Annotated in this window: 14 protein-coding genes; 4 read left to right on the plus strand and 10 right to left on the minus strand. The window is 60.5% G+C overall.

Going from position 1 to position 18,704, the window contains the following annotated elements:
- Window position 1: 1 nt before the first annotated feature.
- Together NY78_RS13505 and NY78_RS13510 are read right to left on the minus strand one after the other, a co-directional pair.
- Entirely contained in the window at window positions 2–1,078 is a 1,077-nt protein-coding gene (locus NY78_RS13505; protein WP_082140013.1) for an NAD(P)-dependent oxidoreductase, read from the minus strand.
- The gene (locus NY78_RS13510) at window positions 979–1,992 is read right to left on the minus strand and encodes a LacI family DNA-binding transcriptional regulator (protein ID WP_053062211.1); all 1,014 of its coding nucleotides are present in this window, start codon (window positions 1,990–1,992) and stop codon (window positions 979–981) included. The genes NY78_RS13505 and NY78_RS13510 overlap by 100 nt, the downstream gene beginning before the upstream one ends.
- A 426-nt stretch (window positions 1,993–2,418) precedes the next feature.
- Between NY78_RS13510 and NY78_RS13515 the strand changes: the two genes are divergently transcribed.
- Window positions 2,419–3,168 carry a sulfite exporter TauE/SafE family protein gene (locus NY78_RS13515; protein ID WP_043636934.1) on the plus strand — a complete coding sequence of 250 codons (750 nt, stop codon included), beginning with the start codon at window positions 2,419–2,421 and terminating at the stop codon, window positions 3,166–3,168.
- A 174-nt stretch (window positions 3,169–3,342) separates the two neighbouring features.
- On the opposite strand, the gene NY78_RS25525 is transcribed toward NY78_RS13515, so the two are convergent.
- The gene (locus NY78_RS25525) at window positions 3,343–4,071 is read right to left on the minus strand and encodes a glutaredoxin family protein (RefSeq protein WP_231583994.1); all 729 of its coding nucleotides are present in this window, start codon (window positions 4,069–4,071) and stop codon (window positions 3,343–3,345) included.
- 60 nt (window positions 4,072–4,131) lie between these two features.
- Here NY78_RS25525 and NY78_RS13525 point away from each other — a divergent pair, with 60 nt between their 5' ends.
- The 3 genes from NY78_RS13525 to NY78_RS13535 all read left to right on the plus strand — a co-directional run bounded on the left by NY78_RS13525 (window position 4,132) and on the right by NY78_RS13535 (window position 8,975).
- Entirely contained in the window at window positions 4,132–4,755 is a 624-nt protein-coding gene (locus NY78_RS13525; RefSeq protein WP_043636937.1) for a TetR/AcrR family transcriptional regulator, read from the plus strand.
- A gap of 108 nt (window positions 4,756–4,863) precedes the next feature.
- Window positions 4,864–5,919 carry an efflux RND transporter periplasmic adaptor subunit gene (locus NY78_RS13530; protein ID WP_231583995.1) on the plus strand — a complete coding sequence of 352 codons (1,056 nt, stop codon included), beginning with the start codon at window positions 4,864–4,866 and terminating at the stop codon, window positions 5,917–5,919.
- Window positions 5,919–8,975, plus strand: a complete 3,057-nt coding sequence (locus NY78_RS13535) for an efflux RND transporter permease subunit (RefSeq protein WP_047960186.1) — start codon at window positions 5,919–5,921, stop codon at window positions 8,973–8,975. Before NY78_RS13530 ends, NY78_RS13535 begins: the two co-directional genes overlap by 1 nt.
- A gap of 289 nt (window positions 8,976–9,264) precedes the next feature.
- Here the strand turns inward: NY78_RS13535 and NY78_RS13540 are convergent, their stop codons facing one another.
- From NY78_RS13540 to NY78_RS13570, 7 genes are all read right to left on the minus strand, one after another.
- Window positions 9,265–10,548, minus strand: a complete 1,284-nt coding sequence (locus NY78_RS13540; RefSeq protein WP_053062212.1) for an MBL fold metallo-hydrolase — start codon at window positions 10,546–10,548, stop codon at window positions 9,265–9,267.
- A 270-nt stretch (window positions 10,549–10,818) separates the two neighbouring features.
- The gene (locus NY78_RS24715) at window positions 10,819–11,067 is read right to left on the minus strand and encodes a hypothetical protein (RefSeq protein ID WP_043636940.1); all 249 of its coding nucleotides are present in this window, start codon (window positions 11,065–11,067) and stop codon (window positions 10,819–10,821) included.
- 281 nt (window positions 11,068–11,348) lie between these two features.
- Window positions 11,349–13,019 carry a PocR ligand-binding domain-containing protein gene (locus NY78_RS13550; RefSeq protein ID WP_043636942.1) on the minus strand — a complete coding sequence of 557 codons (1,671 nt, stop codon included), beginning with the start codon at window positions 13,017–13,019 and terminating at the stop codon, window positions 11,349–11,351.
- A 92-nt stretch (window positions 13,020–13,111) separates the two neighbouring features.
- Window positions 13,112–13,771 carry a response regulator gene (locus NY78_RS13555; RefSeq protein ID WP_043636944.1) on the minus strand — a complete coding sequence of 220 codons (660 nt, stop codon included), beginning with the start codon at window positions 13,769–13,771 and terminating at the stop codon, window positions 13,112–13,114.
- 276 nt (window positions 13,772–14,047) lie between these two features.
- A complete protein-coding gene (locus NY78_RS13560) occupies window positions 14,048–14,839 on the minus strand; it encodes an MIP/aquaporin family protein (RefSeq protein ID WP_043636947.1) in 792 nt (263 codons plus the stop codon).
- 331 nt (window positions 14,840–15,170) lie between these two features.
- Window positions 15,171–16,139 (minus strand): glycyl-radical enzyme activating protein, encoded by a 969-nt coding sequence (locus NY78_RS13565; RefSeq protein ID WP_043636950.1) that lies wholly within the window; start codon window positions 16,137–16,139, stop codon window positions 15,171–15,173.
- 130 nt (window positions 16,140–16,269) lie between these two features.
- Window positions 16,270–18,684, minus strand: coding sequence for a glycyl radical protein (locus tag NY78_RS13570; protein ID WP_043636953.1), 2,415 nt, complete (start codon window positions 18,682–18,684; stop codon window positions 16,270–16,272).
- Between the last annotated feature and the right edge of the window lie 20 nt (window positions 18,685–18,704).

The raw sequence follows: 18,704 nt of genomic DNA on the forward strand, positions 1-18,704 counted from the left end.
GTTAGTGCCCTCCCTTCCAGAGATTGCCCAGGCATTTCCACATGACGGAGGTGTCCTCGTCGCCGTAGCCCTGGGCGCAGGACGTCCGGTTGAGGAAATCCACGGTGCGGCCGAGAAGCGGCGGCGCGCCGGCTTGTTCGGCCATATCCACGCCCAGGCGCACGTCCTTGGCCAAAAGGGCCACGGTGAAGGTGGGGTCGCCGTAGCGTTCGTCGCTCACGCGCTGGCCGAGTTCGCGAAAGAGATTGCTGACGGTGCCGGCCTGGCTGGCGGTGATGACGTCGTAGAGTTGTCCCGGCTCGATGCCGACCTTCTGCGCCACGGCCATCATCTCGGCGGTCATGCCGTTGATGGCCCCGAACATCATCTGGTTGAGCAGCTTGACCTTGTGGCCGGCGCCGCTGTCGCCCATATGCACGACATGGGCGGCGATCAGGCGCAGCAGCGGTTCGACCCGCCGGCAGGCTTCGATGTCGCCGCCGACCGGCAAGGCCCATTTGCCGACGGTGGCCGGCCGGCCGAGGACCGGGGCGTCCAGGTAGTCCACGCCCTTTTGCTTGGCCGCTTTGGCCATGTCCCGGGTGGTGTGCGGCGCGCTCGTGCACATGTCGATGATGACCGTTCCCGGCGCGGCCGAGTCCAGCAGCCCCTCCGGGCCGCTCACGCAAGCGGCGATCTCCGTCGGGCCCGGCAGGAACAGGATGATGCGGTCCGTGGCCCGGGCCAGTTCGCCCAAGCTCCCGTGCATGGCGATGCCCATGTCCCGGCCCTTTTCCCGGCACGAGGCGAAGGCGTCGTAGCCGTGGACAGACAAGCCATGCTCCAGAAAAGCGGCGCCAACGGTCCGCCCCATGACACCGGTTCCGACAATGCCTACCGTTTCCATAGTAACCTCTGTACTCCATCGTTTCCGGCCCATGCGCCGGCTGTCGCCAGATGCCCTTTCCGCCAGAGAGGTCTCCCTTGCGCCGCGCGGATCTAGATCGGCCGGCAGGACTTGCGCAGCATGAGCTGCGTGTCCAGGCAGAGCCTGCGGGGCACGCCGTCGCCGGATTCGATGAAGTCCATGAGCAGGCATACGGCGAGATGGCCGATATCCCAGCTCGGGACGTGCACCGTGGACAGCGGCGGGGAGGTGTAATTGGTGAATTCGATGTCGTCGAAGCCCATCAGGGAAATGTCTTCAGGCACCCGCAGTCCGAACTCGCGGATGGCCGCCAGGGCGCCGATGGCCAGAAAGTCGCTGGCGGCGAACACGGCCGTGGGGGGATTGGGCTGGTGGAGCAGGCGGCCCATGGCCTCCTTGCCGTTGAGCATGGTGGGCCGGCATTCGATGATGGAGGCGGGATCGCAGGGGATGCCGTGGGCCTCCATGGCCGCCACGAAGCCGTCGTAACGCCTCTTGGCCCGCAAGATGCCCGAGCGCGGCCCCACGATCAGCCCAATGCGACGATGGCCCAGGCCCAGAAGATACTCCGTAGCCTTGAAGGCCGCCTGAAAGTTGTCAATGCCCACATAGCTCAGCGGCACCGACTCGGGGAGGATTTCCCAGGCCACCAGGCAGGGCAGGCCCTTTTCGGCCAAGGAGAGGATGAGCGACTCGTTGGCCTGGCAGTAACCGGTGAGGATCACGCCGGCCAGACGGCGTTCCAAGCATTTGTGCAGCAGCACCTCTTCGATATCGGGATCGTAGCGGGTGTTGCTGACCATGACGGGGAAGCCCCGCTCGTAGGCGTATTCCTCGATGGCCCCAACGGTGCTGGCGAAGACGGTGCCGCCGGTGGTGGGAATGAACACGCCCAGGACCGAGGATTTCCTGCGGGAGAGATCCGCGGCGCCGGCATTGTATATGTAATTGTTTTCGCGAATGATGCGTTCGATGTTCTCGCGGGTCGCCTTGCTGACGAGATGGGGGGAATGTAGGGCCCGCGACACCGTGGCCGGCGATACTCCGGCCAATTGGGCAACGTCCTGGATGGTGATCTGCGCCATGTGATTTCCTGGTGCTTGATGCCAATGCGGGATCGCCTGCGGTCTTTGGACTGGGCCTTCACCTGCCGCGCCTCGGGGGGGAACGGGAGTGAGGTAGCCAATGAAAGCGTTTTCATTCAGCAGCCTGTTTTTGTCAACAGAAAGCCATAATAGGGCTTCGTTTTTATTATCGTACGAATCGTACCTTATTCATGCTATGTTTTAAATTCTTTTATATCATAATTAGCAATTATTTTTACTTCGTGTTATATTTTGCTATGATTCTCCAATTGCGATGCGGGAGAAACCAGCTAGAAGGCTTGGTCGGGCCGCTGCAAAGAAATGAGCCTTATATCCTTGACAATTTGGCGGTCATGCGGCGATGCAAACGTTTACACCGTGATGGCGGCCCAGCCATGGCGGGGAGCCAGCCTGGGAGGCGGTGCTATGGTGGCTTTGGCCGTGACCGTGTTTGTCGTCGGCGTGTTGACCGGCTTTACGGGTGTGGGCGGCGTCCTGGTCATTCCGGCTCTGCAGGCCGCCGCCGGCCTCCCCGTGCAGACCGCCATGGCCACCGCCATGTGCAGCTTCTTCGTCGTGGGGGGGCTGGCCGTTTGGCTCCAGCAACGACGCCATGCCATCGACTGGGCCCCGGCCCGGCCCTTGGCCCTGGCCGCCGCCGTATCGAGCCTGCTTGGGGCCGTGGTCAACTCCCGCGCTCCGGTCGAGCTCCTCAACCTGAGCCTGTCGTTGCTCATCATTTTTGCCGGGGCATCGGCGCTGTTTCCGTTTCGGCGCGGCACCCTCGTCCGTTACGACGGCCGCCTGGCGCGTCACAAGGCGATCATGGCCGGCATCGGTGCCGGCGTGGGGTTTTTTTCGGGTCTGACCGGGGCGGGCGGCCCCGTCCTGTCCATACCGATCATGGTGGCCTTGGGCTTCCCGCCGTTACTCTCCATCGCTGCCGGACAGGTGCTGCAAGTGGCGGTGGCCGGCAGCGGCACGCTGGGTAATCTTCTTTGCGGGTCCATAGATTTCACGGTGGCGGCCTGGATATCGGTCTTGCAGTCCGCCGGGCTTGTCATTGGCATCCGCCTGTCGCATCGCGTCGCGCCCCATCGTCTCCGGCAGATCGTCGCCAGCGTTTGCTTGCTTGTGGGGCTGTACGGTTTCATGCGGCACCTTGCGTTGTTTTGAGTAGCGCGGCAGGGCCTCGTCGCGTTTTCCCAGTCAACGTCGCTCCCTGACCTACGTTTTGACCGAAACGGTCGTCTTGAGTCCCCCGGCCAGGGGGCTTTCGGATGGTGGGGCGAAGTGTCTGCCGCCCTGCGCCTTCACCTGTCCAATCTCCAACCGGGGAAACCGTAGGCATTACGGTTGCTGCCATGTATCGCCCGGAAGGTCCGTTTCCCAGCCGTATTCTCTGAGGGCGGCTGCAATCCCGTCTGGACGAAAGCCAATAACGGTCTTGTCACCAATGATGATGGTGGGAAATGTCAGCTCCGGGTTGAGTCTGCGTATGGTGTCGAGGGCCTGGGTGCGCTCGTCGCCGACCGTCAAATCCACGCTGACGCTGTCATAGGGAACCTTCCGCGCTTCGAGGTACTCTTTGGCCTGGGTGCAGTGCGAGCAGGTGGAGAGGGTAAATATTTTGACATGGGGAAGCATAGAGGCTCCTTGAGCGTGACGGACACGTTGTGGTGCGATGCGATACTTTCGTATCTCTGTTTCAAGGCGCAGGGTCAAGGACAGCTGGCGGCTTCGAGCTCCCTTCCGTGTTGTCCGGCCGGGGATGGTAGGGAAATTTATCAGCTCAAAAATGTCGGTGAATTTCATTGAATCCGGCACTGCATTAAATATTCTTTCGGCTAGCTCCTGTCCTATGTCGTCGAGCCGTAGATTTTTGTTGTTCTCTTTCGCCCATGTCCGGGAATCCTGATGGCCGAACTGGGGTACGGACGGTTCTCCTGGAAGCGTAACGCTGGCGGAATCGTCGCCGAACTTCACCGTATATACTTTAAAACATTGTAAATTTATGCTGTCAATCAGCGGGGAAAAATGGTCTTGACTTGTAAAATGATAAATTATAAAAATCATCATTAAATTTGAATCAAGATTTAGCCTCGGTCCTAAAGGGGCCATATCCAGAGAGGGCGACACATGGGACGTAAAAAAACTTCCGAGCTCGATGCCGTAGCGACCAAGCAGAGCATTGTTGCCACGGCCGAGCGGCTTTTCCGGGATATAGGATACGCCAAGACCACCGTGGCTGACATTGCCAAAGCCCTGGGCATGAGCCCGGCCAATGTCTATCGCTATTTCCCCACCAAGGCAGCCATAAACGAAGCGATCTGCGACCGGCTGGTGCACAGTATCGAAGCCGAAAGCTGGGAATCGCTTGGTGAAGAGGGAACGGCGACGGAGAGGCTGACCCGCTTTATCGTCGCCTACCATACCATCATCAAGCGCAGCATTATCAAGGAGAAAAAGCTCTACGATATGGTTGCCGTGGCCATGGACGAACATTGGGATGTCGTACAACAACACAGTTACCGTATGTGCAATTATATCAGTATCATTCTTGAGCAAGGAATGGCCGCCGGAGAATTCCGAAGAATGGACGGCTATAAAATGGCAATCGCCCTCCATGAAGCTCTGACAGTTTTCCTGTATCCATCACTGCTTGAACATCGGGTGAATGAAAGCGACGGTGGCAGCAGTATGCTGGAGGAGCTTGAACAACTCCTTGATCTCCTTTTTTACGGCCTCAGCGCCAAAGCCTGATTTTTTTTTCACCTTCCAACCTGGATGGCGTCTGCTATGCCTTTGTGCACCAAATTTCTGTCGCCCCAATCCACAGTGGCAACCCGTTGGGCGAGATTTCTCCCCCTTGTGTTTTGCCTCTTGCTGCCCGGCTGCCAGGAAGCCGACGGCAACCGTCCGACTGTTCCTGTGGTCAGGACCATGCGGGTCAGTCTGGATTCGGGCGTTGAAAACCGTACCTATTCCGGCGTGATCGTGGCGCGCCATGAGGTGGAGGAGTCCTTCCGGGTGGGGGGGCGAATCGAAAAACGTCTCGTGGATGTTGGAGACCGCGTCCAGGCCGGGCAGATGCTGGCCGGCCTCGATGAAAAGGACCTGCGGTTGGCTACGGAAAGCACCCTGGCGGAATGGAAGGCCGCGATTTCCAATCAGGAGCAGGCCGCCACCGAGGAACGGCGCTATACCACGCTGCTGGCCCGGCATGTGGTCAGCCAGTCCGAATACGATCTGAAACACCTTGCCGGCGATGAGGCCCGGGCGCGTCTGGAGAAGGCGGAGCGAACCCACAAGCTGGCCGTGAGCCAGCTGGGCTACGCCAAGCTCCTGGCCAGCACGGACGGGGTGGTCACCAAGGTGAGCGCCGAGGCCGGGCAGGTCGTGTCCATGGGTCAGAGCGTTGTGGCCGTAGCCAAGGACGGTGCGCTGGAAGTCCAGGCAGACATTCCCGAACGGCGGCTGCAGGACATTAAGAATACCACAGCGGAAATCACGCTCTGGTCGAACCGGGACGTACACTACCGGGCTGTGCTGCGGGAAACCGCTCCGGCCGCTGATCCGGCCACCCGGACCTATGCCGTACGCTATTCGCTGCCGGACACCGACGGCGCGGTACGACTGGGCATGACGGCGACCCTGCGTCTGGCAGCTCCCGCCAGCGGACGTATCTTCCGCATTCCGACCAGCGCCCTTTTTAACCAGGGCGGCGGCCCTGGCGTGTGGATTGTCGAACCGCAGACCGGGCGACTGGCGCTTCGGCCGGTGACGATTGACCACTACTCCGACAGGGATGCCTTCGTACTCGGGCAGCTTGCCAACGGCGAGGCCATTGTCACCTCCGGCGTCCAGAAGCTCGATGCCGGCATGACCGTCCGTCTGGCCGACGCGCCGAAGGAGGGCGACAAGTAATGCGCGTAAACCTGTCGGAGTGGGCCGTCACCCACCGTCCGCTCACGCTCTTTCTCATCCTTGTTGTATCCCTGGCCGGCATCTGGTCCTATCGGCAGCTCGGGCGGGCCGAGGATCCCGAGTTCACTGTCAAGTCGATGATCATCAGCGCCAACTGGCCCGGGGCCACGGCTGACGAGATGCAGCGTCTGGTGGCCGATCCCATCGAGAAAAAGCTCCAGGAAGTCCCGTATTTCGACAAGGTGAAAACCTATTGCCGGCCGGACAGCGTGGTCATGCAGCTGCTCCTGCGGGACAGCGCGCCGGCAACGGCAGTGGGCGAGAGCTGGTACCAGGCCCGAAAACGTGTGGGCGACATCAAGGACACTTTGCCCTCGGGCGTGCTCGGTCCGTTTTTTAACGACGAGTTTGGCGATGTGGACTCTGTGCTGTATCTGCTGACGGGCGACGGCTTCACCATGCGTGAACTCAAGGACGAGGCCGAGGACATCCGCCAGGCCTTGCTGCGCGTGCCGTCCGTGACCAAGGTCCGCTTTTACGGGGAACAGGCCGAGTGCATTTTCGTCGAACTGAACCACGCCAAGCTGGCCACCCTCGGACTGACGGCCCAGACCGTCTTCAACTCCATCGCACGGCAGAATGCCGTGACACCGGCCGGGAATCTGGACACGGATACGGACACCGTCCATCTGCGCGTGGACGGCGCGCTGACCGGTATCCAAGCCCTGGCGGAAGTGCCCATCCAACATGCCGGCAAGGTGTTCCGGCTCGGGGACATCGCCGCCTTGCGCCGGGACGCCCAGGACCCGCCGACATTTGTCGTTCGGCATGAGGGCAAGCCAGCCATCGCCCTGGGCGTGGTCATGGCCAAGGGCGGCAATATCCTGGAGCTTGGCCAGCACCTCAACCAGGCCATTGAGCTCATCCGCAAAGACCTGCCCCTGGGCTTTGCAATCAGCACGGTGGCGGATCAGGCGGAAGTGGTCGATGCCTCGGTGTCCGAATTCCTCCGCTCGTTTCTTGAGGCCCTGGTCATCGTCCTGGCCGTGAGTTTCCTGTCGCTGGGCTGGCGCACAGGCATTGTCGTGGCCCTGGCCGTGCCGCTGGTGCTGTCCATGGTTCTGGCGATCATGGCCGCGCTTGGCATGAGCCTTGAACGAATATCGCTTGGTGCGCTCATCATCGCTCTGGGCCTGCTGGTGGATGATGCCATCATTTCGGTCGAGATGATGGTGGTGAAGATGGAACAGGGATTTGACCGGATCAAGGCGGCCACCTTCGCCTGGAACGCCACGGCCTTTCCCATGCTGACCGGCACGCTGGTCACGGCCGCCGGCTTTCTTCCCGTCGGGCTGGCTAAGTCCTCCTCAGGGGAATACGCGGGCGGCATTTTTTGGGTGGTGACCATCGCCCTGCTCTCGTCCTGGCTCGTGGCCGTGGTCTTCACGCCGTACCTTGGCTACAAGCTGTTGCCGCAGTTTCACGGCGCAGCCCATCAGGTTGGCGAGGCCATTTACGAAACCCCGACATACCAACGGCTGCGCACCTGCATCACCTGGTGCGTCATGCACCGAAACGTCGTGGTTGGCGCGACCCTGGCGTTTTTTCTCCTGGCCTGCGTCGGCGCAGCCTTTCTGTCGCTTCAGTTCTTCCCGGCCTCTTCGCGTCCGGAACTGCTGGTGGAAATACGTATGCCGGAAGGCTCGTCCTTCAAGGCCACGGCCGCTGCGATAGAAACCATGGAGACATTCCTCAAGGACGATGCTGCCATCAAGACCGCCACCAGCTATATCGGCTCCGGTCCGCCGCGCTGGTTCCTGCCCATGGCCCCGGAGCTGCCCAATGCCAGCTACGGTGTCGTCGTCTTAAATACCAGGGATGCCGAGGCTCGGGACCAACTGAAAAGCCGCGTCGAGGCCTTCGTCGCCAAGGGTGGTCTCTCCCAGGCCCGGGTGCGGGTGACGACGCTCTTTTTGGGGCCGCCGGTGGGATTTCCCGTGCAATTTCGTGTCATCGGGCCAGACCCGCTCAAGGTTCGGGCCATTGCTTACGAGGTCCGCGAGGTCATGCGGGCCAATCCCAAGGTCTATGACGTCAATCTGGACTGGAACGAGCAGGCCAAAGCCATCCGGCTGGTGGTGGACCAGGACCGGGCCAGGGTTCTCGGCCTGACCCCGCAGGATATCGCCGAGGCCCTCCAGATGCTCCTGTCCGGGGTCACCATCTCCCAGGTCCGGGACGGCACCGAATTGGTCAATATCGTAGCCCGGGCCGTTCCCGAGGAACGACTGCGCCCGGAACTTCTCGCCGATCTGACGATCAGCGCCCGCAACGGCCAGCCCATTCCCCTCTCCCAGGTGGCCAAAATGCAGTATATCGCCGAGGAACCCATCCTATGGCGGCAAAACCGCGACCTCAATATCACCGTCCGGGCGGAGGTCATCGACGGGGTGCAGCCGCCGGACGTCTCCATGGAACTCCTACCCCGGTTACAGCCCATCGAAAAGACGCTCCCGCCGGGCTACCGTATCGAAACCGGCGGGGCACTCGAGGAAAGCAGCAAGGCCAATGCCGCCATCGTGGTGCTGTTGCCGCTGATGGCCGGGGTCATGCTCGTGCTGTTGATGTTTCAGTTGCAAAGCTTCCCGAGTTTGTTTCTCGTCGTGTCCACGGCTCCCCTGGGTCTGATCGGGGCGGTTGGCGCGTTGCTCGCCTTCAACCAACCCTTCGGTTTTGTGGCCATGCTCGGTGTCCTCTCCCTGGCCGGCATGATCATGCGCAACACCGTCATCCTCGTGGATCAGATCTCCCAGGACAGGCGGGACGCGATTGCGCCCTGGGAGGCCGTCATTGGCGCCACCCTGCGACGGAGCCGGCCGGTGGTGTTGACGGCGCTGGCGGCGATCCTGGCCATGATTCCCCTCACGCGAAACGTTTTTTGGGGACCCATGGCCTTTGCCATCATGGGGGGGCTTTTGGTGGCGACCCTTTTGACCCTGCTTTTTACGCCGGCCCTCTATGCCATGGTCTTTCGCATCCAGAGACCGACTAAATAGGGCCATACCCGGCCTGCTCCGGAATGCTCCCGGCCGCCGTGTGTATCGTGAGGCCCCGGGCCGATCGCCGGGCAAGCCGCCTGTGCGCTCGTCTTTGAATTGGCGGGAATCGACTGTGGCTTTGCGCTCAAGCTTGGCCCAGCCCATTTCCCGGCCGCGAAGCAGCCAGAGGACAGCCTGGGTCTTATGCCGCGCCCAGGGCAGGGGCAACTCCAGCAACAGGTAGCCAAAGCGTCTGTGGCGCGCCTGCCAACGGTCATGTTGGCGCGTCAGTGCGATTAAAAATAGCTTACGCCTTGGAGCGACCAAGGGGTTTGCCAATGCCGATCTCCATCAGGTCCTCCCCAACTATCAATTTTCCGGAGAAGTTCTCTTGGGCCAGTCTCAGGCGTGCCACTGGCGCGTTGGCCGGCGCTATGTGACTTAATACCAGGGTCTTGACGCTGCACTGTTGCGCTACTCTTCCGACATCAGCGGTGCTTGTGTGCGCGGTTATGACGTGATGGTACAACGGCCAAGCTGGCTCTCCCTTCTTGACACCCTTGAAGCTGGCCTTGATCCAGAAGTCATCGATGACCTCGTGGACAAGAACATCAGCTCCCTTGGCCAGTTTCTGGAGGTTTCCCCTGGTGTCGGGACCGGTATCGCCCGAAATGACCAGCGATCCGTCTTCGGTATCGAACCGGAAGGCAAAGGCGGGGTAAACTTCAAAGTGATCGACGAGGATGGCCGTAACGCGCAGTCGGTCGTCCTTGTAGATTTCGAAGGGATCCATTGACGGGCAGGTGATGTTCGATGTCCACGGTTTGTTCGGATCGGGAATGACAAAGCTGGACGGCCAGGGAATCGTCGTGGGATCGCCGATTTCCTTGACGTCGATGATTTTGGGGATGTCCGGATAGCCCTCATCTTGAGCGCAATCGTTGAAGGTCTGAGCGAAGGCCTGGAGGATGTGACTGGTCATCATCTTGGTGCCAGGAGTCGGGGTGGTGAAAGGCGGATTGCAGCTTTCGGCTTGGATGACAGTGCCCTTATAGCCGGACAAGTTGTCGTCGAGCCTGCCACGGTCACCGGGGCCGATGATCACAAGTGGCTGCTTCTCTGCGTAGCCGGCTCTGGCACCAATTTCCAAAAAGGTGGGGTAGTCGCCCAGGTGGTCCATATGGAGATGGGTGAAAAAAACCGCCCGCATGTTGGAGAGGTACGTGGACAGTTCCAGTTGTGTCCGCTGGCCGCCGATAGTTATAAAGTGCCCGAAATTGAAGGCTTCGGCGAGACGAGCGCAAGAGCCAAAACCCAGGTCAATAATGTACATGGCGTCCCCGACGAGCAGGGCCTGGGAATTACTGGCCCGGCTCGAACCCGGCCACCATGTCATGCCGCCCGTAGTGCCGAGTAGCACCAGTCGTGTATTATGACTTCCCTTGCCAATCTTGGGCTTGTCGTTTGGCTGGGATGCAAGCACATTTTTAGCGCCGAGGCCTGTCATGAGCGGTGCCAACGCCAACGCCCCCATCCCCTTGAGCAATGTCCGACGCAGCATTTTCGGCCCAAAACCTTTATGGGAATGCATGCTATTCTCCTTGGTCTGGTTGGAAATGGTCAGAGGGGGCTGTGGCTGCCTGCCAACGGCCATGTTGGATGCGTCAAAATCCAAGAGTTGAATACGTTAGCTTCCGCTGCCATATCGATCCGATGAGGTCCGCCATCTAACTGCATGTTAGAATGGAAAGTTGACTCATCCAAAGACGGGTTGTTGGCACATAGTGTGCAAATTTTACTTCTTTTTCAACCAAATAAGGCAGATAATCTTGTGGACAATCTCCAGTGGTTGTCTTCTGAGTCAAGTCACGAGTTGGCATTGCCCATTCCGCTCCGTGCTTTGATTGTACCCGTAAAGAGATCCTGCCGTGTTTAGGGTAAAACGGAAATTCGTCAAAGGCGTCGCACTGTCGCTCATGATAATCATCATTGATAGTCCGGAAATAGCTTGCTTTTCAACCAAATCGATCAGCATATCCGTTGGCTGTTGCTTGTTTTTATTATATCGATCTTTCCTGCCCGCCAAGTAGTCTTTTCCAAGTCTCTCCATATTTCGTATCCGCAGATAATCATTATGTTAATACTTAAGCAGCCTGGAGGAGAATACCCAGGCATGAGATGGTCAGAAGCCATAAGCGCGAATCCAGACTTGTCAAAAGGACCGCTCATAGCGTTATTGTAATTGGATTAAATATCATAGGCTACGTAATAAGAGACTTCAGGATGGCTAAGCTGCTTGCGAATATCTTGGTTTAGTCCGGGCAGACGGCTTTTTTGGTCTTGGGGGGAGCTTCCGTCCATGCCGAAATGCATCCAACGGTATTGTGGTCGCTAGTGGGGAAGGATCAGATGGAATTCGACGCCAGGAGAACGGGACTTGCTGTCCGAACGAGACGGCGTGCGGCAGAAGATGAAGCCCTGGTGCGCTTCTACGACGAGCTTGCTGAAGGCGAGGCCGAGTCCGATCCCTCGCCGGCCCAGGCCCTCTTCGGTCTGGATCGTGAAGAATTTTTCGAAAATGGTTTCCTGGTAAGCCTCGGGGACGCCAAAGCCGGTATCCGAAATGATGATCCAGAGATAACTCCGGCTTGGCACAACCTTTTGCCGGTACGTTCCGGGCAGGTAGGGGCTGAGCCCAAGGGTGCTGCCATTGATGACAGTGGTCGAGAGGTCAATGCCGCCGCCTATCACGTTGTAGTTGATGGCATTGGCAAGGATGTTGCTGATGGTCCTTTTTATTCGGAACAGGTCGCAATATAATTTAAGAGGCTGTCCCTGCTGTTGGAAGGAAACGGTCAGTTCCTTCTCCTCGGACAGAAGGGAATATTCTTCGATGCATTGGTTTATGATCTTGTTGATGTCGTAGTAATTTGCATGGAGTTCGAAACGGCCGCTTTCATCGCGGAAGATGTCGAGGAAGGCGTTGACCATGCTGCTCAACTGGTCGTTGGTATTGATGGCCAGCTTGAGGATTTTCTCCTGATTGCTGCTAACCGGCCCGAGGCGGCCGTTACACAGCAGCTCCAAGGCCCGGTCTATGGCCAGGATGGGATTGCGCATGTCGTGGGTGAGCATGCCAACCAAGTCTTCCTTCATCTTGGCGATACGTTTTTCCTCGGTGATATCGCGCAGGATGGCGACGTAACTGACGGCCTTGCCTGATTCGTCGTTGACGCGCGAGAGGGATATTTGAGCGGGGAAAGGTTTTTTGTGTTGCGTCAAGGCCGTCAATTCAAAGCGGTAGTTGTCCTGCACGCCCAGGTCGAGATTCTGCTTATAGGCGTTGAGGATCTTGGAATCCTGGATGAAATTGAGCAGGGACTGCCCCGTAAAGGAGCTTGGCGGGCAACCGAACACGTCCGCGCAGCGGTCGTTGTTGACGGCGATAGAGAAATCTGTGTCCACGGAGATGATGCAGTCCGAAACGCTGTTGATGAGCTTGTTCAAATATTCCTTGGATTGCAGGGTCAGCAGGATCTGCTGCAAAGCCATGTCGCTGATGGTCTGCGTGATGACCGACATGAGGTTGACGATCTTGCGAAGCCGCGAGCGTTTTACTCGGGGTATTTTTTTCAGCGCCAGCAGGTAGCCGTCCAGATCCGTGATGCCGATGCTTTTGGCGCGCAGCACGGCTTCGTCCATGGGGATGGCTTCCTCGAGAACCTGGCCGCCATTGAGGTTCCCGATGTGCTGCCCGGCCACGATAATAGGGGTTGCGCAGTCGACCAGACCGGCATTGAGGCAATCGTAAACGTAGGGTTCCTTGTCGTTGAGCGACATCTTGCCGCCATAGGCATCGCTGGCATAGCACTTCAGCCGTCCTTCCGTGGTCGCCCGGCAGTAATCCTTGCAGAAGGTGCAGAAATTGGATTCGCTGGAAATGGGTCGGCCCTCGGTATCGGCGATGACTGAGCCGATGCCGCAGGCTTCGTTGACGGCTTGCAGGATCTCATCGAGTTTTTCTTTGGATATCAGATCCAGAAGTTGGATGGACTGCTTCATGGCGTCGTGTCTCCTGGGCCTGACGCATTTCGGGCCAGTGGGGGCTGGGGATTGCGAGGATCGTTTCGGAGCCAAGCGGCATGCGGGGGCCGTCAATCGAGCAGCTTGGCTTCCCGGGCCGCGATCACGGCTTCGAACCGGTTGTTGACGTGGAGTTTCCTGAAAATATGCTTGATGTGCGACTTGACCGTCTCGATGCTCAAGAAAAGCACCGTCGAGATATCCTTGTTGTTTTTTCCCGCCGCGATGGACCGCAGAATCTGCAGCTCGCGATGGGTGAGCGCTTCGACGGGGTGGTCCGGCCGGGCATCTTCGGGGGTCAGATCGATGGATAGATTGACCAGATAGGGGGAAACGATGGGCTGGCCAGCATGGAAGGCCTCGATGAGGCGCGCCAGGTTGTCGATGTCGATGGTTTTGAGCACGTAACCGTCGGCTCCGGCCTGCATGGCGTTTTTGATGTAATTGGTGTCATTGTAGGTGGAAAGGGCCAGGATCTTCATACCCGGCATGACCTTGCGCAAGACGCGAATGGCCGGGATACCCGAGAGGCCTGGCATGTCTATGTCGATGAGGGAAACGTCGGGGGCGGTTTTCTGGACTTTCTCGATGGTGTCGAAACCGTTGTCCGATTCGCCGACAATCGTAATGGTGTCTATGCTCTCGAAGGCCAGGCGCAGGCCGATGCGCAGCAAGGGGTGGTCATCGGCGATAAAGAGCTTGATCGGAGGCTTGCCTGATGTCGGTCCCATGAGCTTCCTCCCTGCCGATGTGTCTTGCCGAGGCGGCTTTCAAAGCATGCGATATCCTGCCCTGGCTGGCAAGGGTATGGCCTTGGGTCGTGTCGCGCCGGGCCATGCCTGGCAGCCAGGGGCCGGCCCTCCCGGGCCGACGCCTCGAAAGCGAAACGACGGCCCGGGGTGGCGGTTGCGGACGGCCTACGCTGCATCCGACAACACTGCGGCAGTATTTTCAGGCGATGAAGTACCGGGTTCGGTGTGCTGTCCTCGTGGACTCAATATGCTTGTTCATGACTCGCACTCCTGCGCGCCGTCTTCGCAGTAGCAGACGTCGGGATCTTTGTTGAGGGCTCCAGTGGTCCTGTCATAGATGAGCGCGCCGAGCACACCGCCGACCAGGGGGCCAAGGATGGGCACGAGCACGATGCTCGTATCCATCAGGTTGGGCTGGGTGAAGCCGGCGATCAAGGCGAAGAAACGGGGGCCGAAATCGCGGGCGGGGTTAATGGCGTAGCCATTCATGGCCCCAAGACTCATGCCGATGGCCATGACCAGCATGGCCACGGCCACGGGTCCGATCCAGGGCACTTTGTTCTTGGCCCCGAAGTCGCCGATGGAAAGGATGCCGAACAGCAGCACGGCGGTGCCGATGACCTGATCGATGAAACCGGGCCAAAAGCCGGGTACGGCCGGGAAGGTGCAGAAGACGCCGGCCGTTTTGACCAGCGCGGGGTCGGCCAGAAGCCATTTGGCCTTGAAGTCCGCAAAGACGATGGCCGCACCCAGAAAACCGCCGGCGGTCTGGGCCAGGGCGTAGGGCAGCACCTTGCCCCAGGGGAAGCGCCCCGTGGCGGCCAGAGCCAGGGTCACTGCAGGATTGATGTGCGCGCCGGAGCGCAGGCTGGCCAGCACCCCGAAAAACACGCCCAACCCCCAGCCGAAGGTGATCGTATCCCAGGAGATGTTGAGGGCATCGCCAAAAAGGACCTTCATGGCCACGCTTCCGGCTCCGAAGATGATGAGGATCATGGTCCCCAGGAATTCGGAGAACATTTCTTTGCCTAATGACGGCGCACTCATGGTTCCCTCCCTTGCGGGGTTTCGGCCGTTGTCCCTTCTCCTTCGGGAGGGAAGGGGCTGTTTGCCCGGGCATTCCTTTGACACGGTGTCCGCCTGCCGGGTTTTCGGCCCTGCTGCCCGGAAAGGCGGCATCCGGCGACGGACAGGCACAGTGCTCCTCGTTTGCACGACGGGTCCTGTTCCCGTCGCCTTTCCCAGCCTGCTCCCGCCCGACCGGGGCAGCTTCCACGGCATGACGCAGGCCTTTGAGGTCAAGAGACGGCCGCCGCGACTACACGGCGTCAAGACGTACCGTCATTCCCCGGCGCGCAGCGCGGCGGGATTCCCGCGGTCAACCACCGATGGTGACCGCGATGGGAAAGGGCTTAAGCGACGCCGTGAGCCGCTCCACCGCCTCGCGGTCGTGGGGGGCGAGTCCGTGCAGGGCGTAGTCCAGGCCCAATTGCCGCCATTTCGGTTCGCCCATGCGGTGGTATGGCAGGATATCCAGGGCGACCAGATGCTTGAGTTCGGCCGCCAGGGCGGCGGTCCGGCCCAGGTTGTCCGGCGAATCATTGCGTCCGGGTATCAGCGGCAGACGCAGGCGCGTCGGGATGCCCATGGCGTCGATGGCGCGAAGATTGGCCAGGATGCGCGTGTTGGTCGATCCCGTGAGCTCCTTGTGGACCGCCGCGTCCATGTGCTTGATGTCGAAAAGGACCAGGTCCATGTGGCGCAGGCCCGGCTCCATGGCCTGCCAATCGGCCTGGCCGCAGGTTTCGACGGCCGTGTGCAGTCCCCGGGCTTTGGCTTCCCGGGCCAGTGCGGCCAGAAAGCGGGGCTGGGCAAAGGGTTCGCCCCCTGAAAAGGTCACGCCGCCGTCGGAGCGGTCGTAAAATTCCCGGTCGAGCTCCACCTCTTCCATGACCTCGGACACGCTCAGGTAGCGGCCGCAGACCGTTAAGGCGTTGGCGTAGCACACGCGCTGGCATTGCCCGCATTCCGGCAGGGCGCAATGCTCCCGGTCAAGGACGATGCCCGCATCCGGCGTGGCCGTGAGACAGTGGTTGGGGCAGGCGTCCACGCACTTGCCGCAGCGGATGCAGTTGGCGGCGATGTACATGAGTTGGGGGGCGGACCGGATGTTTTCCGGGTTCTGGCACCACAGGCAATGGAGCGGGCACCCCTTGAGGAAGACGATGGTCCGGATGCCGGGGCCGTCGTGAATGGAAAAACGCTGGAAGTCGCTGACCACGCCGGTCGTGTGGTCGGCGTCGACGTCCCGAGGGGAGAAAAGCTGAAATTTCTTGCGCAAGGTCATGGTGGCTCCGTTTGCCATGCCGGGCCGGCCGGACCGGACATGGGCATCACCCTGTGGCCGGTTTTCGGGCGTCTGGGGAGCCGCCGCCTCCCAGGCGAGGCGGCGGCTTTCGGTTTCCGGTTGCGGACGGCTAGAACATCTGCTCGGTACGCGAGATGATGTCGTCCTGGATGGAGCGGTCAAGGGAGGTGAAAAACGCGCTGTAGCCGGCGACGCGCACGACCAGGCCCCGGTAGTTGTCGGGGTGCATTTGCGCGTCGGTGAGCGTGTCCTTGCTGATGACGTTGTACTGGATGTGCGTGCCGCCGCCGTTAAAGAGCGTCTCGGTCACGGCGATGAGGTTGGAGATGCCCTGGCCGTCCTTGAGGGCGCTCGGGTGGAACTTCATGTTGAGCAGGGTGCCGTTGGAGGCGATGACGTGGTCGAGCTTGGTGACGGACTTGACCGAGGCCGTGGGGCCGGAGTGGTCCATGCCCGAGACCGGCGAGACGCCGTCGGCCAGGGGCGTGCCGGCCTTGCGTCCGTCCGGGGTGGCCCCGACGACGGTGCCCAGGGGCACGTTGGCCGAGACCGGGTACAGGCCGGGCTGGAAGCGCCCGCCCCGGGGGTTGGCGTATTTCTCGACTTCCTTGCAATAGATCAGGGCGCCTTCGTGGGCGATTTCGTCGGCATAGGGCTCGTCGTTACCGTACTTGGGCGCGCGGTTGACAAGCATCTGGCGCAGGCTTTCCCCCTCGACGCCGGCGAAGTCCGAGGCCAGGGCCGCCTTGAGCTCACCGAGGCTGAGGGCCTTGTCCTCGTAGACGAGCTTGCGCAGGGCGGCCAGGGAGTCGGCCACGTTGGCCACGCCGACGCCCTGGGGGCCGGTGAAGTTGTAATGCGCGCCGCCTTCCTGGAGGGACTTGCCCTTGGCGATGCAGTCGTCGACCAGGGAGGACAGGAAGGGCAGCGGGGCGCGCTGGCCGTGGGCCACGTCCACGGCGTTGTCGCTGACCACGAGCAGCCTGACGCTGTATTCCATCTGCTTGCGGTAGGCGGCCATGAGGTCGTCGTAGGTGGCAAAGGTGGTCAGGTCGCCGGTTGCCGGGCCGAGGCGCTCGCCGGAAAGTGGGTCGACGCCGTTGTTGAGCGTCAGTTCGAGAACCTTGGCAATGTTGAAAAAGGCGGCGTCGTGCCAGCCCTCGGTCTTGCCGCCGACCTGGGGTTCGACGCAGCCGATGATGCCGTAGTCCCGGGCGTCTTCGCGGGTCAGCCCCCGGCTGAGCAGACCCGGGATGATGAAGCGGTCATTGTAGTAGGCCGGCATGCCAAGCCCCAGGCGCGTCACTTCGGCCGCTTTCTCGTACAGGGCCCGGGGCGTTTCACTGTGCACCCGGATGGAGATGGAGGGCTGGTAGAGCCGGGTGTTGGCCGTGGCCTGGAGGCACATGTAGGACAGGGGGTTGGTGGCGTCTTCGCCTTCCCGGTCCACGCCACCGACGATGAGGTTTTGGAACATGGGGTAGCCGCCGAAGGCCTTGGTCGAGCCTTCGTCGCGCACCTTGTTGATTTCGTTGAACTTGATGAAGAGCAGGTCCAGCAACTCCTGGGCTTTTTCAATGCCGAGGTCCTTGTCCCGCAACAGATAGGGGAACAGGTACTGGTCGAAGCGCATGGGCGAGATGGAGTGGCCGTTGGATTCGATCTGCAAGACGAGCTGGATGAACCAGAAGGACTGGAGCGCCTCGGCAAAGGTTTGGGCCGGTGAGGCCGGCACCGCGGCGCAGACCCGGGCGATCTCCAGCAGTTCGGCCTTGCGGGTCGGGTCGGCTTCCTTGGCAGCCATCCCGGCGGCCAGATCGGAAAAGCGCTTGGCAAAGGCGATGACTGCCTGGTTGGCGATGATCACGGCGTCAAGGAAGGTGATCTTGGCCAGGTGCTCGGGATTGGTCATGTCCAGGCCGGCCAGTTCGGACCGGGCCTCGGCGATGATGCCGTCGAGGCCCTTGTCCAGGACCTTGGCATAGTCGACGGAGATGTGGCCTACGCCGTTGAAATAGTAATTGCCGACAGTGAACACGCCGTATTTCTGGGCTTCCTTGGCGGCTTGGGGCATAAGCGCCGTGGCCAGTTCGTTGGTCGTCTTGCCGTTCCAGTAGGGAAAGAGTGCGCGCAGGGTGGCTTTCTTGGCCTCGGAGATCAAAAAGACGTCCCCGGTGCGTTTTTCCAGGCGATCGAGTTCGTCCTCCAGCCATTTGCAGGAGAATTCGGGGAAGACCGGCGCGGCGCGGGGCTTGGTGCACTGGTTGCCGACGATGATTTCGTCGGGCTGGATGAAGATGGTCATCTGGCCGAGGATTTTCTCCAGGGCTTTGGCCCGGCGGATGTGGATGGGCTGGTCCTCGGTCTCCTTATACGATTCGGTGATGTATTGGGCCCGTTCCACGCAGATTTCGGGAGTCAGGGAGATGAAGCGTTCCCGTATGGCCTCGACACGGGGCGTCGGACCGGGCAAATGCAGCACATCGATCCTGCTCAACAATTGTTTCTCAATACTGCTGGTCATGACGCAATCCTCCTGGCAGT

This window comes from Desulfovibrio sp. TomC (assembly GCF_000801335.2).
GTDB lineage: Bacteria > Desulfobacterota > Desulfovibrionia > Desulfovibrionales > Desulfovibrionaceae > Solidesulfovibrio.